The 22,018-nt window shown below is 50.0% G+C and carries 20 protein-coding genes and 1 pseudogene; 5 read left to right on the top strand and 16 right to left on the bottom strand.

The window, feature by feature from the left end; translation table 11 throughout:
* Positions 1–84: 84 nt before the first annotated feature.
* The 6 genes from EPA93_RS43000 to EPA93_RS42975 form a co-directional block, all read right to left on the bottom strand.
* Positions 85–930, bottom strand: a complete 846-nt coding sequence (locus tag EPA93_RS43000; RefSeq protein ID WP_129893453.1) for a response regulator — start codon at positions 928–930, stop codon at positions 85–87.
* A gap of 205 nt (positions 931–1,135) precedes the next feature.
* The gene (locus EPA93_RS42995; protein ID WP_129893452.1) at positions 1,136–1,867 is read right to left on the bottom strand and encodes a response regulator transcription factor; all 732 of its coding nucleotides are present in this window, start codon (positions 1,865–1,867) and stop codon (positions 1,136–1,138) included.
* 22 nt (positions 1,868–1,889) lie between these two features.
* Positions 1,890–3,038: a sensor histidine kinase gene (locus EPA93_RS42990; RefSeq protein WP_129893451.1), complete on the bottom strand. Its 1,149-nt coding sequence runs from the start codon at positions 3,036–3,038 to the stop codon at positions 1,890–1,892.
* An 86-nt stretch (positions 3,039–3,124) separates the two neighbouring features.
* Complete coding sequence (locus EPA93_RS42985) at positions 3,125–4,672, bottom strand: GAF domain-containing protein (protein ID WP_165423777.1); 1,548 nt, start codon at positions 4,670–4,672, stop codon at positions 3,125–3,127.
* An 811-nt stretch (positions 4,673–5,483) separates the two neighbouring features.
* Positions 5,484–6,614 carry a lipocalin-like domain-containing protein gene (locus EPA93_RS42980; protein ID WP_129893449.1) on the bottom strand — a complete coding sequence of 377 codons (1,131 nt, stop codon included), beginning with the start codon at positions 6,612–6,614 and terminating at the stop codon, positions 5,484–5,486.
* The gene (locus tag EPA93_RS42975; RefSeq protein WP_129893448.1) at positions 6,611–8,938 is read right to left on the bottom strand and encodes an MMPL family transporter; all 2,328 of its coding nucleotides are present in this window, start codon (positions 8,936–8,938) and stop codon (positions 6,611–6,613) included. Before EPA93_RS42975 ends, EPA93_RS42980 begins: the two co-directional genes overlap by 4 nt.
* A 257-nt stretch (positions 8,939–9,195) precedes the next feature.
* Between EPA93_RS42975 and smpB the strand changes: the two genes are divergently transcribed.
* The 5 genes and pseudogenes from smpB (at position 9,196) to EPA93_RS51210 (ending at position 11,562) form a co-directional block, all read left to right on the top strand.
* A complete protein-coding gene (gene smpB, locus EPA93_RS42970) occupies positions 9,196–9,699 on the top strand; it encodes an SsrA-binding protein SmpB (protein WP_129893447.1) in 504 nt (167 codons plus the stop codon).
* Between the two features lie 282 nt (positions 9,700–9,981).
* Positions 9,982–10,410 (top strand): Rrf2 family transcriptional regulator, encoded by a 429-nt coding sequence (locus tag EPA93_RS42965; RefSeq protein ID WP_129893446.1) that lies wholly within the window; start codon positions 9,982–9,984, stop codon positions 10,408–10,410.
* Positions 10,411–10,545: 135 nt separating this feature from the next.
* A complete protein-coding gene (locus EPA93_RS42960) occupies positions 10,546–10,701 on the top strand; it encodes a pyridoxamine 5'-phosphate oxidase family protein (RefSeq protein ID WP_242527249.1) in 156 nt (51 codons plus the stop codon).
* Positions 10,698–11,087, top strand: coding sequence for a PPOX class F420-dependent oxidoreductase (locus tag EPA93_RS42955; RefSeq protein WP_129893445.1), 390 nt, complete (start codon positions 10,698–10,700; stop codon positions 11,085–11,087). Before EPA93_RS42960 ends, EPA93_RS42955 begins: the two co-directional genes overlap by 4 nt.
* Positions 11,088–11,194: 107 nt before the next feature.
* Positions 11,195–11,562 (top strand): annotated as a pseudogene (locus EPA93_RS51210) (VOC family protein).
* A 96-nt stretch (positions 11,563–11,658) separates the two neighbouring features.
* On the opposite strand, the gene EPA93_RS42945 reads toward EPA93_RS51210, so the two are convergent.
* The 10 genes from EPA93_RS42945 to EPA93_RS42900 all read right to left on the bottom strand — a co-directional run bounded on the left by EPA93_RS42945 (position 11,659) and on the right by EPA93_RS42900 (position 21,703).
* The gene (locus EPA93_RS42945; RefSeq protein WP_129893444.1) at positions 11,659–11,841 is read right to left on the bottom strand and encodes a hypothetical protein; all 183 of its coding nucleotides are present in this window, start codon (positions 11,839–11,841) and stop codon (positions 11,659–11,661) included.
* Between the two features lie 234 nt (positions 11,842–12,075).
* The gene (locus EPA93_RS42940) at positions 12,076–12,768 is read right to left on the bottom strand and encodes a GNAT family N-acetyltransferase (RefSeq protein ID WP_165423776.1); all 693 of its coding nucleotides are present in this window, start codon (positions 12,766–12,768) and stop codon (positions 12,076–12,078) included.
* A 105-nt stretch (positions 12,769–12,873) separates the two neighbouring features.
* Complete coding sequence (locus EPA93_RS42935) at positions 12,874–13,860, bottom strand: GNAT family N-acetyltransferase (RefSeq protein WP_129893442.1); 987 nt, start codon at positions 13,858–13,860, stop codon at positions 12,874–12,876.
* A gap of 127 nt (positions 13,861–13,987) precedes the next feature.
* Complete coding sequence (locus tag EPA93_RS42930) at positions 13,988–14,821, bottom strand: ABC transporter permease (protein WP_129893441.1); 834 nt, start codon at positions 14,819–14,821, stop codon at positions 13,988–13,990.
* A gap of 14 nt (positions 14,822–14,835) precedes the next feature.
* Positions 14,836–15,696 (bottom strand): ABC transporter ATP-binding protein, encoded by an 861-nt coding sequence (locus EPA93_RS42925; RefSeq protein ID WP_422877909.1) that lies wholly within the window; start codon positions 15,694–15,696, stop codon positions 14,836–14,838.
* Between the two features lie 460 nt (positions 15,697–16,156).
* The gene (locus EPA93_RS42920) at positions 16,157–16,360 is read right to left on the bottom strand and encodes a hypothetical protein (protein ID WP_129893440.1); all 204 of its coding nucleotides are present in this window, start codon (positions 16,358–16,360) and stop codon (positions 16,157–16,159) included.
* A 184-nt stretch (positions 16,361–16,544) separates the two neighbouring features.
* Positions 16,545–16,910 (bottom strand): hypothetical protein, encoded by a 366-nt coding sequence (locus EPA93_RS42915; protein WP_129893439.1) that lies wholly within the window; start codon positions 16,908–16,910, stop codon positions 16,545–16,547.
* Positions 16,911–17,017: 107 nt separating this feature from the next.
* The gene (locus EPA93_RS42910; RefSeq protein WP_129893438.1) at positions 17,018–19,510 is read right to left on the bottom strand and encodes a transglutaminase domain-containing protein; all 2,493 of its coding nucleotides are present in this window, start codon (positions 19,508–19,510) and stop codon (positions 17,018–17,020) included.
* A 6-nt stretch (positions 19,511–19,516) separates the two neighbouring features.
* A complete protein-coding gene (locus tag EPA93_RS42905; protein ID WP_129893437.1) occupies positions 19,517–20,728 on the bottom strand; it encodes a DUF58 domain-containing protein in 1,212 nt (403 codons plus the stop codon).
* Positions 20,729–20,731: 3 nt separating this feature from the next.
* Positions 20,732–21,703, bottom strand: coding sequence for an AAA family ATPase (locus tag EPA93_RS42900; RefSeq protein ID WP_129893436.1), 972 nt, complete (start codon positions 21,701–21,703; stop codon positions 20,732–20,734).
* Positions 21,704–22,018 lie beyond the last annotated feature (315 nt).

Raw genomic sequence — 22,018 nt, 5'->3', positions numbered from 1 at the left:
TTTACCCAGACTAGCCTGCAAGTGCATTCTCTAGTAAATAACCACAGGCGGTTCTCTTGCGATATGCGCAGTCAGCACCCCTGTTTACCCTGCACATACCTGCTTAATCGCGGAAAGCAAATGATCAATATTAAATGGTTTGTTTACGTACGCTACCGCTTTTCCCCGTAAATATGAGCTGCCGATAGGAACCTCTAGTTGGTTCAGGGCGCTCATCACCACGAATGCTGGGGCACCTCTCGCCGTTCCCAGTGCCAAACATCTCATCACCTGATACCCGTTCATCCATGGCATTAGTAGATCCGTCACAATACACTGCGGATGCCAATCCAGGTATAACTCTAGCGCATCTAATCCATCATGCGCAACTGCTACTTCGTATCCAGATTCATAGATTAAGCATTGCTGTATAGTACTAGCAATATCTTCATTATCATCCACTACCAGCACACGTATGTTCTCATCCTGTTTATATTGCTGTGGTAATGCTTCTCCCTCAGGCGATGTTAAGCGCTGTAACACTTTTAAATAGCGCTGCAGCCAGCTCATCTTAAAAAAAGACTTTTGCAGCAACGCAATCGCGCCAATCCGTTCCAGGGTTACGCGTGAAACTGAGCGGCTACTAATGGCAATAATAAACGGCGCATGGGTCTCCTGCCCCTCTGCTTCTTCGCTAGAGTTGGCTGTCCCTCGCTCAGGCCACATCTCAGGGAAGTCCCTTTCTCTAGAAAAGGTAGGAAATACCTCATCCAGATCATATAAGACAACATCCCCTTGCATTGCACGCGTCCCATCGTCAAAGATCGCGCGGGGCGCAGCAAGCATTACCACCTCGTATCCCCAATATTGAATGTTCGTCGCTAAGACACGACTAAATGTATTTTGCGGCCCCACTATAATCACACGGAGCGGTCGCCACTGAACCATCATAGAGTCAGCAGTCCTTCTTTCTCCGAAGATTGGGAGGTCCGTGCGCCTCTCCGCTCTTCTCTTCCGAAGGGATCACGCGATTTTCTTTCTCCTGGGGAAAAACCGCTCCATCCCATACATAAGTCAGAAAGCATACTGCCTTATAGTGTAAGCCAAAACAGATTAGTTAGCCATGAAAAAAAGCGCCCAACCTGTTAAAATTTTATTAAAGAGTACGCATCTCTACTTGAGGACGGAAAACATATCCGATACCAGGCTCTGTCTGTATATATTTCGGCTGTGAAGGCTCTTTCTCCACCTTACGCCTGAGCTGACGCACATAAACCCGTAGATAATCGGCCTCCTCGCCATATTCCGGTCCCCAGACGGCGCGCAGTAGGGAGCGGTGAGTCAGCACCTTGCCAGCATAGAGCATCAGTTGCCTTAATAACTCAAACTCAGTCGGGGTCAGGCGCACTTCCTGCTCCCCTGCTCGCACCTGGCGCCGAGCCACATCCATATACAGATATCCATCCTCGCTCGAAAGAATCTCTGGTGTGTGATCAAGGCTCACCTCAGCAGTGTTGGCCCTGCGCAGGCAGACGCGTACTCGCGCGAGAAGCTCATCGGTGCCAAAGGGTTTGGTGAGATAATCATCGGCCCCCAGATCCAGAGCGCGCACTTTCTTTTTCTCTTCAGTGATGGCTGAGAGCACGATAATCGGCGTACGTAACGATTGGCGCGCCCAGACACACACATCAAGCCCATCATACTCCCCTGGCATACACAAATCTAGCAGGATGAGATCTGGCTGATGAAGCCGCACCATTTCTATTGCTTGTTTTCCACTATCAGCCACGAAAACTTCGTATCCACTCATAGAGAGGGTACGGCGCAATATACGCTGAATAGGCGGTTCATCATCAACGACTAGAATACGTTTTCCCTTCGCTCTCATAGCAGCTCCTCTCCTGCTAGCACTATGCTTGCTGTGATGAAGTTACCTCGCCATCCACCACATCTTGAGAGGAGGGCATGCCTTTCGGCTCTCTACGTCCCATTGTCTGTGGATGAATAGGTAACGTAAACACAAAACATGAACCTCCACCAGCCGCTGTTTCCACGCTTACATGCCCTTGATGGGCTTCTATTATACCCGTGCAGATCGCCAGCTCAAGGCCATCTCTATACGACCCTGTATGGTAGAAGGATCTAAAGCTACTCTTCCGCTCGGGCTCCAGGGCAACACTGCCACGATCGATGACCCGGACATGAAGTGTTTCACCAATGGCCTCAATAGTCAGTATAATCTCACTATGCTGGGGGCTATGGCGAACTGCATTCTCTATCAAATTGTAGAAAACTCGCTCCAGTTGCACGTGATCGACGTATATCAATGGGAGAGATGTTTGAAAACTGGTACGAATAGGACGACCGGCCAGGGCCCGCTCCATCTTTGCCAGTGCGCCATGCACGACTTCGATGATATCGCACCATTCCTTTTCCAGGCTCAAAGCTCCCATCTGAATACGCGATAATTCGACGAGGGCATTCACCAGCACCGTCAAATGGTCGGTTTCAATGTCGATATCTTCGAGCATTTCACGCCGATCCTGCTCATCCCAATCTACATCTGTCTGCAGCAGGCCGGTGACTGCCGCTTTGATCGTTGTTAAAGGTGTGCGCAGATCATGGGATACCGAAGAGAGCAGAGCTGATCTGTTTCGCTCATCACGCACTCGTTCTGTTATATCACACACCTGCAAGGCATTTGCCCCCCACTGCCCCTGCTGATTGTAGAGCGGATAGCGAATGAATTGATAATGATAATCGGAATAAGCGCTTTCCTGCCCACGCGCTGGAGCCTCGTGCTCTTCTGGCTTACTGTAAATAGGCTCGTCGGCTACAACACAGGCTAGTTCCTGCCGATAGATATTTCCCTGAGTGAAATCCTGCAAGTAGTGGTGAACCTCTTCTGCATTACGCATACGCGGCCACAATTTCGCGAACACGCCCTCGATCATAGCTGGATTATCATACTCTCCCGTTGGGGCGAATAGTTGGGCATCAAACACAGTTGTCATTTCACTCATACGCATTTCGCAGAGTGCCTCTGCAACCGGATTCATATACACGCAGATTCCCTTGAGATCAACCACAAACCAGGCATCTTTTACCAGGCTGTCCTGTTGTTTTAGCTGGATTAATAACTGTCCTAGCGCCCCAGGATATCGGCTCGAATGAGGGCCGCCTCGGCTGTCTGCGTCAACAGGGATAAAGTTTCGGCAAGAGGGTCCTTACGATTGTTATGCACTGTCAAGGCTTGTCCGGTCTCCAGCTCAGCTGTCGTCTCCTGCTGCTCTACCTTCAGAGCTCCGCTAATGTCTTCTTCTGACTGCTCACCCTGATAGGGGCGCAGAATGGCTTGCAAATCTCGCTCTCCCCGCGTCAATAAATGGTCGCTAATAAAACTCAAGAGGCTGGTAAAACTTACGCCAAAGGTATTTTGCGCCTCCTGGCGGACGCGTTCTAGAAGCTGATATTCATCCTGGGGTTGTCCTTGATTATCTTCCTCGCCATTTTCGTGCTGACTAAGTTGAAGCAGGTCCGCGGTATTTTGGGTTCGTGCTCGCTCTAGCTGCTCTATGGCGGTCTGGAAACGACGACGTTGATGGGCAGATTCGAGCAGGACACCATTATGAATTGCTACGGTGGCCTGGCTGGCAAAGAGAGCCAGGATATCGGCTTTTAAGGGCGTAAACCCCCCTGGCTCAGGAGAGCAGAGGAGAAGAGCACCATAGACTGTTGTGTCTGTCATCAACGGATAGCTCAGGATAGAGCGCATGCCGAGCTGGGAGAAAAGGGTGTAGCTGTCGCTGAAACGCTCATCGGAGATAATATCTTGCGAGACGTAAGAGTGCCTCTGCTGCAAAGTCTGGCTAATGATACATTTGTTGCTGATATAGATTCCGCGGCTAAAGAGTCTTCCTAGTACTTCTTGCCCCAGTCCTGATTGCGCCTCAAGCAATAATTTGCCTGATTTGCGATCAAGCATTACGATCATCGAGGCCACATCGAGAGCGTTAGTAACTCCACTGACGATCTGATGAAAGATGGTAGGAAGATCTATCTTTGAGGTTAAGGCGCTGGAGACATCTTTGAGCGCCTGGCGTTGGCGATCCTGTATGGCTACACTGCCACCTACTTGCGCTCCTTCAATCGCGGTGGCCAGGACGCGCACGACTGCGGTGATCAGACGCTGTAAGGTTGCATCTGCATAGGTATGTAGCCTTGTACTCCCCAGTTCCAGGGTGCCTAACACACGATCCTCAACGATGAGAGGAGCTATCAGGGTAGAGTGCAATTGATGATAGCTACTGAGGGCATCGCCGCTCACGGCCGGTGGCCCATCCAGACCCTCAGGGTAGTCATTCACCAGCAATATAGGAGATTGTAAGATCAATTCCAGCATGGAACCTTCACATGGGTGCTGATGATACGAAGCTTCCCAGGTCCCATCCTGTCCATAGCTACACACGGTCACGCGCACAGCCTGCCTATCATGTCGCAATAAAACTACCCCAAAAATATCAAACGGAATAGCCTGCGCCAGCTCCGCAGCTAAACGGGTGTAGTCGGGTTTGGAGCCACGCACGCTAGAGACAATACGCGCAACACGCTCAACTATTGCAGATTCTTCAAGGGCCGAGGCGTGTGTTTTCACTTCTTTTGTTCGCTTGTAGGTTTCGGCAGGCTTTTTCACGACAATATATTCTTCAGTGTTAGTAGCCACTCTATGATCAACAATGGACAATAACTCGCTTTAGACTCTCCATTGCTCTGCCATCTCCAACCCATACAGCCGCTCCTTCCTCTTTTGAAGTCTTCCTGACCGGTAAAACGAGTACATACACATTGTATTACATTTGTCATCCTATTGTTGCAACGTATTAACCACGAATCAGTACATACATCAAAATTATCTTCGTCAACATCGCAACAAAGTATACCATACCATTGCATATGCTCGTCAATAACCCGGTAAGTTGGACATAGAGCTTTCCTATACCTCTTCCTGCAGCTTAGCAGCGCTACAGATGGCAAAATCTGGCTGCCCGCGCGCACAAACTTCGCCTTCCCGCTTTTGCCAACTGCAAAGCTTTGAAGTTGGGCATATTCTAACTTCTCAGCTCTAGTGTAACATCTTCTACGTCGCTCTTCCTTCTTCGTAGCTTAATACCTATAAAACTACGCCTGTATGCTCTCGTCACAAAGCCTTATGCTGCCATATAAATCTTATGTAGACCTTATCTCTTCTTCTATCTTTTCAAAGCTGCTTTTCTATAAAAATTGCATGAATAGTGTGCTAGACGCGCCGGAGCGCTCCCTTTGAAATTCCGTTATCCTTTCTGTCTTCTATATGTCTTATGTAATTCTTCATGTAAAAGGGCTGTGGCGTTCTCTGATGTTCACTATACAGAACGCGTTGCATACAGTTAATTTGGGTATTGTTACTGGAAAAATACTGGCCTGCCGCAGTCTGCTAACCATTGCCGCAAGCCAGCATGTAGCCATTAAGCTGTTTTGGGAGCATAGCCCGTTAGCTCTATATAGCCTTCGCCATCCACGGGCTTCTCATTGAGTTGGCCGCTGATACTCACCGCACCTTCCCAATAGACGTTCCCAGTTGAGGGATAGACCACTAATTCCTGGTCTTTTAGCTGCGGCGTAATGGTCAAGGTTGCCTGCACATGTTGGTCATTGATCGTGAGCTTCCAGCCCGAAGGATAGGTAATATGGGTTTGTGGGCTGGTCCAGGAGCCAAGCACGCTTGTCTGGAGGGCCTGAGCAGGAATGAGATAGTCCCTGGCCTGAGCATCAATATAGCCGATATAGGTCGAGAGTATCTTCCCGCTAGCATCACGAATAAAGTAGAGCATTATCTCTGTGTTGTCTTTGAACTGCAAGCTGAACCAATCCCAACCACCGCTACCAAGGGTCAAGAAATTTCCCCATTGATGATCCATCCAGGCTTTACCCGTTACGTTCATATGCTGACCATGATCGATAATTGTTCCCGAGATCTCCATATTGGTACGCGAGTAGTAGTAGGAATAACCGGCAAGTCCATAGGTGATCAGGCCATCTTTGTTATGTAAGACTGGCTCTTTGCGCGCAAGCAGATTGAGATCAACAGTATAATCTTTCATCGAGGCAGCTAAGTGGTCATGACCATCTAAGCCACGAATGCTCCAATCTCCCACATTGACGTTGATTCCTTGTGTTGAGGTGCCATCGGGTATCGCAGCGCTAGATACAACGCGCCGACGCTGGTCATAGTGAAACTCTCCACGGGTTATATCGCTAATCGCAAAATGCGAAGCATAGACGGGCGGTAAATTGCTGCGCAGGGCCTGAAAGATTACCATTTCAAAGCCATAATGGTGGGTCTTGCCATCCCCAGAGGTAGCATTTAGATGCCCTGTATAATACCACCATTCGGTTAGCTTATTATGCGCTCCTTCATCCTGGGGAAAATGGATCGGAGGGAGTTGTGGCGTTGGCTCGGCCTGGTTCACCTGTGGCAATTGCTCCGAAGTTGAGACGACACCGGGAAAGCTGCAAGAGGATAAAGCCAGAAGCAGCCCGAGCAATATACCACTCAAGGTAAACGTCTGTCTTCTATGCCTGAATCGTTTGTTCATTGCTCTCCTCCGATAGGTAGATTGCTTACTGGCGACGAAGGGCTCTCCGGCTTCTTCTGCTCGGGCGCTCCCATATATTCAGCTAAAGCCGGAGGATGACGCTGAACCCCAACAAACGGCATCCACCAGTTAAGATTTCCCAAAAGACGCATGGTCGCAGGAACCAGCAAGCCGCGCACTAAGGTTGCATCAAGAATCACGGCCAGGGCCATGCCAAGACCCAGGGCCTTTACCAGGATCATATCAGCGGTGGCAAAGCAGGCACTTACCACAATCACGATAACTGCGGCGCTTGTAATAATACCACCACTCCTCTCTAAACCGAGCGCTACCGCGCGCCTATTGTCGCCTGTCTGCCAGAAAGCCTCCTGTACGCGCGAGAGCAGGAAGACTTCATAGTCCATGGAAAGTCCAAACAGCGAGCAGAATAAGAGAATGGGGCAGGAGGCCTCAACAAAACCCAGCGGGGTAAAGCCGAGGATCTGGTGCAGAAATCCATCCTGGAAGATTACCACCAGCGCACCATAGCTGGCCATAATCGATAATGTATTCATTAAAATCGCTTTGAGCGGCAGAACTACCGAGCGGAACAGGATGAAGAGCACTACATACGTTGTGAGGGCTACCACAAGCAACGCCAGCGGAAAATCTGTGTAGAGCGAGTTGACATAATCAATATTTCCTGCAGTTCCTCCGCCAACCAGGACGCTCATCCCATGACCGGGATCGGTATTACGGATCGTCTGCACGAGAGCCTGCGAGCGCGCATCAACCATGCCATACTTACTGATCACCTGAATCATAGCTGTATTGCCGGAGACTGAGGTCCGCATTAAAGCGCTCAGATAGGGATCTGCAATCAATTGCGGATTGCTGTAGAGCAATTCATATTCATCAAGGGTAAAGCGAGGGTCGGCGCTGACAATGCTATCCACGCGCTCTACGCGCGGGTCCGCCTCTATGCGCTTCACATAGTAATAGAGATTGCGAATATTCTCGGCTGTCATGACCGGGCCGCGAGTTTGTAGCGCCAATAAAATGGGGATTGTCTCCGATTCATTAAATCGCGCGGCCAGGACATTGTACTCCTGGCGCGAGGGCACATCTGGCGGCAGGATCGAGGCGTCAGGCGCCGAGAAACGCACACCCAGAAATGGGAGCCCAAAGCCAATCAGCAGCAGCAGCACTGGCAGAAATACACGCACAGGATACTGCATTACAATCTGCGAAAGGCGATACCAGAAGCCATGGTGCAGCTCAACTTGTCCATTACCTTGCTCATGCGTCCCAGCTTTTCTCAAACGCGGAAGGCGGATAGGCAGGGCATTAATCCGCAGACCAATAACGGTGAGAATAGCTGGCAACAAGGTTAAAGCCGCCAGGACCGCCAGCACAACGACAAGAATACCGCCCATACCAACAGAGCGCAACATATTTATTCGCATAAATGTAAGACCGATCAGGCCAATCGTCACGGTCAGACCTGAAAAGGCCACAGCGCGCCCGGCAGTAGCTACGGTAAGCGCGACTGCCTCTTCTTTACTGCGCCCATGCCCAAGTTCTTCACGGAAGCGGCTCACCATAAACAATGAGTAATCGACGCCAAGTCCCAAACCAAAGAGCGTTGTGATATTGAGCACAAAGATCGAAAGCGGGGTTAGGTGTCCCAGGCCAAAGATGAGCGCTAGAGCCACCACGACCGCACAACCCCCGACGATAGTCGGCAGAATTGCCGCCACCACTGAGCGAAATACAAACAGCAGAGCGACGATAGCAAAGGGGAAAGCCAGCATTTCAGCCCGGCGCAAATCGCGCTCGCTAACTGACTGAATATCTTCATAAAAGACTGGCCCTCCGCCAACATACGTCTTCAAGTCAGGAACCTTCTGCAATCGCTGCTCCAGGGCGGGGAGAAGTTTGGGCGCGCTATCGGGATCGGACTTGAGCATCACATTCACATAAGCAGCTTTATGATCAAGCGAAATCTGCCGTGGATTATCCGCGTAAGTGACAATCTGGGCCACCTCCGGCCACTTGCGCAGTTGAGCAAGAGCCTGCTGAGTCTGTTGCAAAAACTGTGGGTCATCTACAGTATAACGCTGGCCGGTAAAAATAATCTGGACAATTGTCAGATCGAGATGTAACTTTTGGGCAAGCAGATCGGTAGCGTGCTGCGATTCGGCATCAGGGCTAACAAAACCGCCGGGTCGCAACACCTGGCTGGCCTGTGGCGCAAATGGTAGCGCCACAACTGCTGCCACGAGCCACATGCCTATAATCCACCAGTGAAAGCGTGTAACCATCCTGCCGAGATGGTAAAACATAGTATAAGCCTTCCTTACTATCTATAAGCAGATACGTAAAGCGTTAGTAAGAGATTTCTCCTCGCCATCAGGGACACGGCTCCTGCATCGCGCCTACCAACAAATTTTCCCTCTCGACTCATATCAGCAGGTGTTGTATTATGGCGTTATAATATCCACATCCAATCGTAGGTTCTCTCTGCTCGACTGTCAAGGAAGCTGCAAAGTTCTTGCTTTGTAAGGCCAGAATAGAAGAGATACTTACTAAGGAGTTAGCTATGGCAAAACAAACTGCGGCAAAGCAAGAGCGGCAATCGGCTGCTACCAACCGTGAACCAACCAGAGTTGTCACCGTTAATCGGCAGGCATACCACGATTATACCGTTGAGCGAACGGTAGAAGCGGGTATCTCGCTAGTAGGCACGGAGATTAAATCGATTCGCGAGGGACGGGTCAATCTCCGCGGCTCCTATGCATTGGTGCGCAACGGCGAAATCTGGTTGGAGAATGCGCATATTGCTGTATATGAGCACGGAAATCGCTATAACCATGAACCCATGCGCAATCGTAAGCTCTTGCTCCACAAACGAGAAATCAATCAATTAGCCATGCGGGTCGCTACCAAGGGCTTAACCCTGGTGCCTTTGAAGCTTTATCTTAAGGGTGGACGAGCCAAGATAGAGCTGGGCCTGTGCCGTGGTAAGAAACTTTACGACAAACGCGAAGCCATCGCCGAGCGCGAGGTAAAACGCGACATTGAGCGTATTATACGAGCAAGGTGAGCCGCCTGCGGCCAGGACACTAAGGTGCAGGTCCAATCTTGCTAAGGCCTTGCACCCAGCAAACCTATACCAGAGCGGTTAGCGCTCTGGTTATTTTTGTTGATTTTATGTTGGCATAGCTGGTAAATCTCCTACGAAATGGTTAATCACAAGCACAGACATAGATAAAGCGACCCTTGTATGAGATAGCTCAGAAGGCAAGCGCCAGGAGAAGTCGTTTTGCTCTCTACGTCTTGACAAGGCCTCCAGCTGTAACTACACTAGTTACAGGGAGGATAACTGATGAGCACAAGTAGTCGTTTCACCGTTGCACTGCATATTCTAACCTGGATGGCTCTAGTTTCTAGACAAAGAGAGATTGTGACCTCAGATCAAATTGCCGCCAGCGTCAATACAAATCCGGTCTTTATTAGACGAATTCTCGGCTTGCTTGAGAAAGCTCACCTGGTCACTGTACAGCATGGAACAGGGGCCGGCTGGAAATTGGCCCATAAAGCAGAAGAGATTTCACTACTGGATGTCTTCCAGGCCGTCGAACAAGCACCGCTCTTTGAAATGCATCATAGCCAACCCAATCAAGCCTGCCCTGTCGGAAGAGGCATTCAGCCAGCTTTAAAGGGCTTCTACGAGAATGCGGAAAATGCACTGAAGCAGCAACTTGCCCAGACGACGATAGCCGATGTCTTACAAGAAACACTCACTTTCGCCTGATCCAGCGAGCGATGAAACGACAAAGCTTTTTTTGCCCACCGTCGTAACCAGCTCAGTTACAGACAGAAAGAGCTTTTTTTGCCTACCGCTGTAACTATGCAAGTTACAGCCAAACCAATAGGAAGGAATGTCCTGATGATGATTCTCGATAACAAAGTTCGTGAGGCCCTGGCATCCGGCCATAATGCGCATCTGGTGACGCTCAACCCCGATGGAAGCCCCCAGATCTCAATAGTCTGGGTTGGCCTTGATGGCGACGAAATTGTCTCAGGCAGAAAGGATTTTTTATGACAGATCTGCATAACCCGAAGGTTCAGGAAATACTTCATTCGCAGGCTTTTGCCCAGGTGGCTACTATTGGCGCCAAAGGAGAGCCTCAAAGCTCCCCCATGTGGTTTCTGTGGGATGGAGAATATATCAAGTTAGCGCCACTCAAGGAGAGCAACAGGCACAAAAATATCAAACGCGACCCACATATTGCCATTTCCATTTCAGATATTGGTAATCCCTATGTGTACGCCGAGTTTCGGGGTATGGTAGAAAAGATTGAAGAAGATCCTGCAGGAGCTTCATATACCGCCCTGGCCAAACGCTATGGCTCGTCTCCGTATCATGTCGGCGAGCCGCGCGTGATTCTCTCGGTCAAGATTCAGCGCATTATCGGCCAGAATCTATAAAGCCAAGCAGGCAGGCACCTGGCAGATTTTTGCCAGGTGCTTGCTTTTCAATTTATGCCATCTAGCATATACTATCTTTGTACAGTAAGCAGGAGGAGATTTATAGCTTGACAATTATTGGTTTACATCACGCGCAGATCACTATTCCTCGCGGCAGCGAAGAGCAGGGTCGCCAGTTTTATTGCGAGCTACTTGGTCTAGCAGAAATTGAGAAACCCGCGGCCCTGCAAGGCAGAGGCGGCTTCTGGCTTCAGGTCGGAGATAGACAGGTACATGTTGGACTGAGGACGGAGTAGAGCGCAAAGCCACCAAGGCCCATCTGGCCTACGCCGTGACGGATGTGGAAGCCTGGAGAAATAAACTGGAAGCCCACGGTATCAAAGCTTTAGATGCGGTTCCCATCCCCGGGTATGCCCGCTTCGAGATACGCGATCCCTTCGGCAATCGCCTGGAGTTTATTCAGGCGCTGACTTAGCAAACATATCTCGATCTCATATATAAAATAGATATTTGCCCCTTAACGCGCTCAATAATACAAGTGCAATCCGGCGCCAAGAAGCTCATCATGTCCTCACGCGCCGGGGGCATGTCCAGCCTGCGCGGCTTGTGCTTTTCTTAGATTCAAGAAGGTAAGAACCGCGATAGCAGCTCCGGCCAGCAGCAGCACAATCGCTACCAGCACTAATACCAGTAACAGCGCGCGTATTCCCCCGCTCTCCGCAACTGTCACCGCCATCAACGCCTGAATAAACATATGAGGCTTCCCCCTTCTCTATATCCAGAGCTGAGCGTGCAGAAATTCTCTGCCTCAGCTAACAAATTTCATCCTGGCTACACATATCAAGACTTGCGCAACGAGAAAAAGTAACAAAGATAGCTCTCCTGAGAACCAAGAGAGCTATCTTTATCTAGATAAATACCCTGCTTACGAAAATCGCCAGAGGGGACCTGCTAAAGCAGGTGATCAGATCCCCTTTCTACCCGCGTGCTATGTCGCGCTGGCAACACTATAATAGTGTGCATCTTGCTCCTCAGCCACCTGCTGGACATCAGGAATCCGCAAGACTTTTTCGTACACATCGTACTGTCGTACAACATACATCCCAGTGCGTCGCGGCAAGCGAGTTGAACCCATCAAATTAGCGCTATCAATCACCAGGTCCATCTGAATCTTGCCATCCCTGGCACCCTCGTCAGGAAGTTGCTCATCCATCTCAATACTTAAACGCCAGAAATTCCTTACCAACGAATAGCCTTCGCGCTCCAACAAGCGGTGTGCCGCAGTATTTAGACTATTCACACTATTGCTCAGTGTAACGCGGATATCCAGGGATATTCTGCGCATGAGCTGTCGGGCTCGCTCCTCTACCAACCAGGTGAGCAGAGTACCAATACCTCTACCCCGATACGCTGGATGCACGCGCAGCATTGAAACCAACCGGCCATCTCCACAATTGCGCACCTCAGCATACCCCACAATATCCCCTTTCCTGGTAAAGATGACCCATGCATCCATCCTCAAATTAAAATTTCTGGCCTGCCAGCTCTTATGTACTTCCTCTTCAGTCGGCTCCTCGATTCCTGCCTCCTCCTTCACACACGCCTTTATCAAACCGACCACAGCTGACAGATCAGCCCAGACGGGAGGCCGCACCGATAAACTATGTAGTCGTACGATCATCGCAGTTTTCTCCATCCTTTTTAAGGGCATTATGGGGTAGTTGCATAATACCCACCCTCAAGACACGTGGAGAAAGTCACAGGCAGGGATTAAGAACTCCCTGTTTCATACCAGCACAGTTTGCGTACTCAGTTCTCTCCCTGCGCGCAATTCCTTCTCGTAACGGTTATATTCTCGAACAACGTGCATACCCGCACGCTCGTATAATTTCCTGGCCCCTGTTAGGCTCTCGCTATCCACGGTGAGATAAGCTGTATTTATTCCTCGGCGGTAAAATTCTGCAAAGGCATGCTTGAGCAGCGCTTGCCCAATGCCTCTCCGCCGCCAGGCCCGACGCGTGCTGAGTCGATGAACCCAGCCACCTTTCTCCTTTTCGTCAGCACAGATAGCCACGCCGGCAATCTGCTCACCATCCATAACCAGAAACCACAAGGAAGGATCAAACTGTTCGGATTGGACAGCCCAGTACTTCCATTCTTCAAAGGAAGTGGGCATGTGGCCCCAGTGATCCTTAAATCCTTCTTCATCAGCTTCATAGATGGCGCGTAGCATCTCAGGCTCCATGGAGCGAATTGACAGGCCATCAGCTAACTGAGGCACGGCCGGGGGCTCCTGCAAATCAATGCCCATACGCAAGAAAACGCGCTCGATCCCATAACCATGCTGCCGCAAGACTTTCGCCAGAGCCACATCTCGGCTATTCACACCCCAGGAAAGCGTCACACGCACATCGGGTGCAGCATCAAGAATGTGCTGGCGAGCCTTCTCTTCCCCCAGCAGGAGCAGGTATTCCGCGAGCGGGCTTTCCCAGTAATCAGGATGTATCTGCATATCCGCAACGATCTTGGCATGCTCTTCATGCTCTACAGCAAGCGTGCCAATTATCTCATCTGTAGATGACGAAGCCACCCAGCCCTCGGTCTCCAGATCGAAATTCGGAGCCTGCCACTCAAGGAGCAGATCTTCTAACTTCTCTTCAGCTTTGCCATCCAGGGCTATTTCAGAAGCATTGACCACCCTGAGGATAGACTCCATATCCGCCATTCTGGCATGCCGCACCGCCATTCCTTGAGGGAGCATCACTTTTAACATCGCTAAAATTCCTTCTCCTTTTTTTATCTCTATCTTGATTCATTCTTTTTTTGAGGCGCGAAGTAGGTCGCTGATCGGACCTTTCCACTGGCCCATCAGCGCCCTATTTTCCACTTAGATCTGCTGCTTAGCCGTTACGCTTTAGCTTGCCAGCTTTCTTGGCATAGCGTTCGGCGATGCCGAAGATCCAGAGACCTACAGGAATACTCACCACTCCAGTGATGAGCAGCGGCCAGGTACTTGCCCAGATGGTCGATGACCAGATCGGCGCGTTATGCTGTAGCGCCGCACGCAAGCCATCTAATACATAGGTTGCCGGCGAGACCCGAGCGATCGGCTGCATCCATCCCGGCAGAGCGCTGATAGGATAGTACACTCCCGAAACCAGCAGGATAATCGCCTTGACAATAAAGGACATCTGCGAACCACGCTCAGTATAGAGCAAAGGCAGCACAGAGGCCGCGATCCCAAAGCCGATAAAAGAAATACTACCCAGAAGCAGCACGAAAACCGCAGTGAGATAATTCGCCTGGCTCAGATCCAAATGAAAGAATGAAGCTACAATAATTAACTGAATAAAGGTAAAGAGCAAGCCATGTACAACTGCGTACCAACAGCTCCCAACCATATGTGTAAAGCGCGAAATGGGAGCCATAAAGGTATGCTCTATCGTCCCTTCCCAGCGTTCGATATTGATGATATCGGTAATCCCATCAAAGGTGACGCTAAGATAGGACCAGACCGATGTACCGATCAAGAGATACAGGGTGAGAGAATCGACCTGGGCCTGATTCACGTTGCCCAACATCTGCGTGTTTTTACTGATCAGCGTCACGCTCAAGGCATTAATAACGTTGTAAAACAGCCAGACTATCTCCCAGCCCCAATAGCGCTTGGTCAGATTCCAGTTGCGCTCGAAGAACGCATAGCCTGCTCGACGTTGATGTGTTAATGAAGCCATCTATATAATCCTTTTTATTCTTCTTCTTCACGCAAAGCTTCTAAGACCTCGAAAGCCTTTTCCCAGCTTCCGTAGCGCCTGACGTCTTCCTCAGTTATCATGTGCGAAGCGGTATAATGCATAAAAACCTCGTTCATCGTTGCCGGCGTAGAGCGCCCCATCAATTCGGTCACGGTACGCTTCAACGCCTGCGTCTCGCCCTCAGCCACGATACGCCCCTGATCGATGATTGCCACGCGATCACACAAGGCCTCGGCCTCATCCATATCATGCGTTGTAATCAGAATGGTTGCATCGTGCTGCTCGCGTAATTCCTGAACAAAGTTCTGCACATCCAGCTTGGAGCGCGGATCGAGTCCCGTCGTTGGCTCATCAAGCAGCAGGACAATAGGCGAAGTGAGAAAGGCACGCGCAATTGCCACTTTCTGCTGCATACCGCGCGACATATTCTCAAGAGGAGCATCTATGCGATCTGGTTTAATGCTCAGGCGCCCTAAAATGCTCCTGATCATCGTGCGTGCCTGCTCTCCTGGCATGTTATAAAGCCGAGCAGCGTAGAGCAAATTCTCCATTGGCGAGAGCTTTTTAAAGAAAGATGCCTCGACACTTACCCGGTTGATTAGTCGTTGTACCATGCGTTCGTCCTTCACCACATCATAGCCAAAGATGCTCACATAGCCAGTATCCGGGATTAAGAGCGTAGAGAGGATACGAATCAGGGTGGATTTACCCGACCCGTTGGCGCCCAGAATACCAACTATCTCTTTCCTCCTGACTGTAAGGCTCACGTTATCTAGCGCTTTCACCTCTTGTTTTTTAGCCTGTTCATCCTGCTTCTTACGCCAACCAAATAATGGACGAGATTTCTTAAAGATTTTAGAGACGCTATCGATTACCACAGCATCTCTGGATGAATCAATAACAAAATTTTCAAGTAATGAAGTATTAATAGTGAGATCATGAACTGACAAATCTTTTCTCCTTCGAGGAACAACTGAAGCGTTACTATCCTACCCATAACTTCAGTGTAGAGCATTGCACGCGCCTCCTACACTGCACACTCGCCCAGTCTGCATCCTGTACAATTGGGCAAACGCTGACTGCTACCCGAACATCTCCAAATGACTTACTCCTCTCAACACACTCTATTTATTCTTTAAATCCGAAGCATAAACGGTTCATAACTCACAGAGGCACCTTATCCAGGTCTCCTTACCTGCTTACTACATCCTGTTTTCCTTTCATGCATCCCACACATACAGTAAAATAGCCACAAAAAAACCGCGGGTCCGAAATTTCATCTACATCGGTGCCCACGGCTAAGGGATTTTCTTTTTATACATATCTGCCTGTTAGAGGCGGACTTCCCCTAGAAATGGGCCCACTTCTCCCACCCTTATCATTCATGCGATGAGCCAGAATCTGCTGATGGTAAACGCCGCCAGGATTCAGCATAAGGCCGATGGACACGACGGGGCCATCGTCGATCTGGAAAGAGCGCCAGCGCGCAAAGTCAAGGAAACACTGTGCGGACACCATGCGGTCCATCTCCTTTCGTAGAAGTCGTACTTAAAATTAGCTAATACTAGCTAATTACTTTCTTGAGGCGGCTAACTAGGGGATTGCCTATGCAATCCCCTTTAATAAAAAGTATACGGATACTTAAGAGGTCTGTCAAGTGTAAGAATGCCGCAGCATAAAGCAGAAAAAGCATCCAAAACAGCTATTGTATAGACTTGAGAAATCCGCTAAGTTTGCCCTGCTGAATCAGCTGCACCAGAGAAACATGCTGCTGTAACGCTTCTTCCGGCGTTTTGTGGCTGATCTCGCCAAGAACAAGACGAATAAGTGTGAGATAGCCGTTCTGCTGAGGAAAGATAGCGGTTACAAACCCACGGTTCATGCGTGTATCATCAAATGTTGCCACCACATAGCGTTTTCCGTCAGGAGCAATGGCAATATGACGTGCTAGATCCAACGTTTGTAAGCGCACAGGAGGCGCATTAGGTATCTCGACCTCGTGCTCTGGACGGGCCGAAGTTGCAACAAGTGACTGCTCGTCGCTGTCCACCACTTCATTTTGATTCATAAATCCTCCTAATTAAAGAACCATAGAGTTTGCAGCCCACAGTACAAAACCGATAGATTGCAAACTCTAGTGTACGCAAGACAGACCATTTGGTCAAGCGGAATGAGTTAGAACTCCTCTTCCGCGCTCAATCGGTGCACGCGCCTGCGTCGATGAATCGATCTGGCCAGGTTGCCTAGCCGCGACGGTACCCACCTTAAGAAGTAAGGGTGCCGCAGGACATAGAGAAACAGGCGAGGCTGCAACGATCTCCACAACATAGGAAGCTCGGCTATTTCTCCACTCTGACGTGGATGATTCTTATCTTTAGGATCGGCCCAACGATCGCGCACATAGATGTCACCTAAGCGCTCCAGGACTCTGGCATCTTGTGGGGATGCTTCGGCCAAGGCCTTGATATACTCATACGGTGTCTGGGAAGGTCGTATCTGGAGGCCAGCCCAGCCAGCTAACATGCACACGCGCCCATAGAGCTGAGTTGACAAGCCATAGCGTTGGAAGAGGCGCACCCACCAGACGCCAAAACTGAAGACTCCTACGATAAGCAGGAAGAAGAGGCCACCGAGCACAATGCCTATACGCTGGCGCAGCAGGGCCTGGCTATCCTCTACAGTTGCGCCACTACCTGAATCAAAGCTAGAGCCCGGATCAAGACCATGCTCTAAGCGCCCATTTCTTAAATTAGGCGGCAGCACCGCTCCGGGTCCCGTCGAGCTGTTATTTGTATCCTGTAAAGAAGCTTGCTTGTTAAGTGGACGATCAAACTGCGAAAAGGAGGCAGAAGGCTCAAAGTTAATCCAGCCATAGCCAGCGAAGTAGATCTGCGTCCAGGCATGGGCATCAATGCCGCGAATAACCCATTGATGCTTTTTTCCATCGTACTGGCCACTGGTATAGCCCTGCACGACACGAGAAGGGATACCCAGCTCACGCGCCATAATCGCCATAGCCGAAGCAAAATAATTGCAATAGCCTTTCTCGCTCTTGAAGAGGAACCAGGAAACGCCTTCCTCGCCGGCTGGAAGACGTATATTTGTGTCATATTTATAGTTTGTGCGCAGATATTGCTCTAGAGCACCTACCTGATCATACATCGTGCGTGCATTCGCATTTTTCACAATTTTTTGTGCTAATTGCTGGATTTCAGGATTAAGTCCTTTGGGCAACTGCAGGTATCTCTGCAATATATTTGGATTATAGTAAGTTGCCGGCACGGGAGCATCCGAGCTGGGAGGCAAGAATTTGGGAGCATCAGCAGGAAATGGTACACCACGCAGCGTCTGGACATCCGCCGAAGAGACGGCTGAAACCACAGTATAAGTTGTTCCCGGCGCCAAACCACCTCCGCGCTTCAACCAGCCAATAACCTCTCCAGTTGCCTGGCTCTCCATTAAACTGGCCGGAAGATCCGTTGAGGTAATACTGCTGGCCCCAAAGATATATGGCTCCTGTACGGTTGGAGGATTCATAACAGTGATCTTTTGCTCAACAGTATGAGTTAAAAGAGCCTCCGAGGGGAACGCTTCCTTAGGCTTGAGTGGAAGCGTATTTGTTGCTACAGTCGTCCAATCTCGCGCCGTATAATTGTCAAGGCTGAGCGCAGCCAGATATTGCGGACCCCCGCTGGTCTGCATGGTAAAAACGATATCCCGGTTGAGATTGGGGTTACCGGCCATCACCAGCGTATCCCTAAAGCTGCCATGATTTGATGGATTCGAACCTGCATTCACCGAGATCACACGATTCCAGGTATTCTCAACTTGTAACCAGGGATTACCGCTTGTATTCCAGAGCTGAGAAGCCAGGAAATCGGTATAGCCAGACGGAAGCAGCCAGGAGAAAATGAGGAGACCAATCGAGATGAGCGCCCCAGCCTGCATCACATCCCAGCCAATATCATCGGCATATCTTAGCCCTTGCTTCTTCCATCGCTTCATAGACTCATATAGATTAAAACGCAGGAGCAAAAGTAGGGAGGAAAAGAGGAAAATGACGAGAAAAACAATATAACCTGTGTCTACAACATTGTTCAGATTGATAAGCAGCACAACAGCATTGGCAACAATCATCAACCAGGGATTACGCGTACGATAGACCAGCCAGGCGCTGGTATAAGCCAGAATAAAGCCCAGGGCAAGGATGAAGAGCAAAAAGATAGCATCGTCATTGCCAGTTCCACCTCTTGTCACAACGATAAACCAGCTTCTCATGCCAGCGAGAAAAGCCATCCAATCGCCGCGATAGAACGCACCGGCAGTTTGCCACACGGCCAGCAGGATGCCAAAACTTACAGCGATTACATGTACAGAGAAACGGGAGAAGCGATCCTGTTTGGCCGCGATAACTCCGCCTAGCAGGCCGAAAGCAGTTGTAAGAGAAAGGACATTCAGGTGTGCAACCCAGCCTACGACCTGCACGCACCAGATCGTACTATAGACAACTGCGGCCAGCAAGATGAGCGAAAACCAGCCCTCAGCTAGCCCAAGATGAATATGCAGCTGAGGCTTGTCTTGCCGAAATCGCTTTCCGCCAGAACCTTTATTACTCTTTTGCGGATCGGAGATAATTTTTGCTAGCCGTTCCACAGCAGCATCATGCATTGATTATTACCCCCGTTGGGCATAATAAGGGGTAGAGCCACTTTCCAAAATCTCGGTTAGTGGGTCTCCACACTTCACACGCATTACAGGTACCCCGGCTCCTTCCAAAAGAGCCAGCGTGTCTTCATCAGGTGGTTTATGCTCAAACGAAGCAGCGTCCAAACCTATCACGGCAACTTGAACACCTCGGCGCTGTAGATGACGTAGAGCTTCATGCCAGTCGCGAGAATGAGAAGGAGTAATGACAATAGCAACAGTATTGCGTCCAAAATGGAACGCTTCCAGTGCTAGCGCTTCTTTCAGGTCTGGCCCAGATCCAGCTGAGACCACAGCTAAAAGTTCTAGCACACGCTCTACTTGCCGATCTCCACGATCCAACGTGAGGAACTCACGCTGCTCTCCATTCACAATCATGCCGACAGAGAGATCCTGGCGCAGCAAGTAGGTGGCCACTGTCGCGGCAATGGTTACTCCATACTCTTCTGTCGAGTTCTCCCCTTCTCCCGCCTGGATTGAATCGTGCAGGTCAAGAAAAACCCAGGCATCAACGGCAGGATCAAGATCGAATTCCTTTACCATTAGTTTACTATAGCGCGCACTAGAACGCCAGTGGATTCGGCTCAATGCATCACCCGGCACATATTCACGAATAGTCGTTGCATTCGTTGTCGTCTGAATGGCCCGTCGCGAGCTCCGTCCTCTTCCTGGCAAGCCGCCGGTAAATAGGGCAAAGGAAGCAATCGGCAGAATGTGCGGCAAAACCAGAAGTTCATGAGCCGGGTGAAGAAAAATGCGCCGGCGAAACAGGCCGAAGGGATCACCGCTAGTAGCCGTAACGGGACCCAGCATAAAACGCCCACGCCTCCTGCATATCGTTCGCGCCCGCCACGAGGCTCGTTTGCGCCCTCCCATACTCGCGACATAACCAGCTCTATGCCCGGGCAGCGTCGAATTATCGGCAATCTGCACCCACAACTTAGGCAGAACGCTCAGATTATCAAGCATTAAGCGCTCGTCAAAGGCTTCGCCGACCTGCACACGCCCAACTTTTGCCCTTCGGCGGAACACTAGCTTATAGAGGCTATAGCGCGCCCATAACCAGGAAAGTACGAACAGCGAGAGCAGCACATAGGTCAGCACATAAAGGACTTTCCACCCACTGCTTATGGCAAAGAAAGCTAGCAGAATGATCAGGAATATTGCCTGCCAGGGCCGCATAAATCAGCGTACCTTTCCGCCACCGACCCATGCATTTGGCACGGGGACAGTCTGCAAAATTTCATCCAGCACAGCAGTCGAAGTTATTGAACGCACGCGTGCCGCAGGAGTGACGATAATGCGATGGGCAAGCGTTGGCTTGGCCAGCAGCTTCACGTCATCGGGAATGACATATCCCCTGCCCCGCATAGCAGCCAGAGCCTGCGAAGCTCTAAAGAGAGCTAACGATCCACGAGGACTTGCACCTAAATAGATGTTAGAATGATTGCGCGTCGCATTAGCAATAGCCACAATATATTCACGAATAGACGGATCGACATGGATAGTACGCACTTTGCTCTGAATAACCACTAGCTCTTCTGCAGTCATAATCTGGGCCAGGTCCTCTAAGGGATGATGGTGCTGATGGCTATCAAGAATATTCATTTCATCTTGTGCTTTAGGATATCCCAGTTTAATATTCATCATGAAGCGATCAAGCTGCGCCTCAGGCAAAGGGAATGTACCTTCATATTCAATAGGATTCTGGGTAGCCATGACCATAAATGGCTCGGGAAGGCGGTAGGTAACCCCATCTACAGTAACCTGTTCTTCCTCCATAGCTTCCAGAAGAGCCGACTGTGTTTTCGGCGTGGCGCGATTTACCTCATCGGCCAGCACTATTTGAGCCATAATTGGGCCAGACCGAAACTCGAAGTTCCCGGTCTTCTGATTATAAATGGAAACCCCCGTAACATCGCTGGGCAAGAGATCGGGCGTAAACTGGATACGCTTAAACGTACACCCGATGGAGCGTGCAATTGCTTTGGTAAGTACTGTCTTTCCAACGCCTGGCACATCTTCAATCAGGACATGCCCACGGCAAATAACGGCGATCAGACTAAATGCGACCGGTTCCGCTTTCCCCACAATCACCCGTTCTACATTACTGACGACGCGCTGCACAGCGGTTGCTAAGTCCTGTACTGACTGCATTTTTAACTCCTCAAAGAGGTCTTGATTGAGGCTGACTATCGAAGGGATTACGATTTTGATAAAATATACTACGGTAATGTAGCTCATGTTATCACAAATGAGCAAGATATGCGAGAGCAAACCACAGCAGGATCTACGGCTCAAGAATTTTTGTCCCAACCTCAGTTGCGCCAAGGGATAAAACTTATCTAGCACTGCTATGCGCGCTACTCACTCCTTATCACAATCAGCTCTTGAGGAAAGAGAGCGTGACTTCCTGACCACCCTCAAACCCGGGACTATGCTCAGAGTCTAGATTATGCTATCATGAAGTCT

The sequence above is a fragment of the Ktedonosporobacter rubrisoli genome (assembly GCF_004208415.1).
Taxonomy (GTDB): domain Bacteria; phylum Chloroflexota; class Ktedonobacteria; order Ktedonobacterales; family Ktedonobacteraceae; genus Ktedonosporobacter; species Ktedonosporobacter rubrisoli.
This window is presented reverse-complemented; position numbering and strand designations above follow the sequence as displayed.

Coding starts and splice junctions, on each gene's coding strand:
- EPA93_RS42940 (WP_165423776.1), bottom strand. CDS start 12,768: ATGATCGTACGACTACATAGTTTATCGGTGCGGCCTCCCGTCTGGGCT.
- EPA93_RS42900 (WP_129893436.1), bottom strand. CDS start 21,703: ATGCAGTCAGTACAGGACTTAGCAACCGCTGTGCAGCGCGTCGTCAGT.
- EPA93_RS42955 (WP_129893445.1), top strand. CDS start 10,698: ATGACAGATCTGCATAACCCGAAGGTTCAGGAAATACTTCATTCGCAG.
- EPA93_RS42935 (WP_129893442.1), bottom strand. CDS start 13,860: ATGTTAAAAGTGATGCTCCCTCAAGGAATGGCGGTGCGGCATGCCAGA.
- EPA93_RS42960 (WP_242527249.1), top strand. CDS start 10,546: ATGATGATTCTCGATAACAAAGTTCGTGAGGCCCTGGCATCCGGCCAT.
- EPA93_RS42980 (WP_129893449.1), bottom strand. CDS start 6,614: ATGAACAAACGATTCAGGCATAGAAGACAGACGTTTACCTTGAGTGGT.
- EPA93_RS42965 (WP_129893446.1), top strand. CDS start 9,982: ATGAGCACAAGTAGTCGTTTCACCGTTGCACTGCATATTCTAACCTGG.
- EPA93_RS42995 (WP_129893452.1), bottom strand. CDS start 1,867: ATGAGAGCGAAGGGAAAACGTATTCTAGTCGTTGATGATGAACCGCCT.
- EPA93_RS42975 (WP_129893448.1), bottom strand. CDS start 8,938: ATGTTTTACCATCTCGGCAGGATGGTTACACGCTTTCACTGGTGGATT.
- EPA93_RS42915 (WP_129893439.1), bottom strand. CDS start 16,910: ATGAATCAAAATGAAGTGGTGGACAGCGACGAGCAGTCACTTGTTGCA.
- EPA93_RS42910 (WP_129893438.1), bottom strand. CDS start 19,510: ATGCATGATGCTGCTGTGGAACGGCTAGCAAAAATTATCTCCGATCCG.
- EPA93_RS43000 (WP_129893453.1), bottom strand. CDS start 930: ATGATGGTTCAGTGGCGACCGCTCCGTGTGATTATAGTGGGGCCGCAA.
- EPA93_RS42945 (WP_129893444.1), bottom strand. CDS start 11,841: ATGTTTATTCAGGCGTTGATGGCGGTGACAGTTGCGGAGAGCGGGGGA.
- EPA93_RS42905 (WP_129893437.1), bottom strand. CDS start 20,728: ATGCGGCCCTGGCAGGCAATATTCCTGATCATTCTGCTAGCTTTCTTT.
- EPA93_RS42930 (WP_129893441.1), bottom strand. CDS start 14,821: ATGGCTTCATTAACACATCAACGTCGAGCAGGCTATGCGTTCTTCGAG.
- EPA93_RS42990 (WP_129893451.1), bottom strand. CDS start 3,038: ATGAATCCGGTTGCAGAGGCACTCTGCGAAATGCGTATGAGTGAAATG.
- smpB (WP_129893447.1), top strand. CDS start 9,196: ATGGCAAAACAAACTGCGGCAAAGCAAGAGCGGCAATCGGCTGCTACC.
- EPA93_RS42920 (WP_129893440.1), bottom strand. CDS start 16,360: ATGGTGTCCGCACAGTGTTTCCTTGACTTTGCGCGCTGGCGCTCTTTC.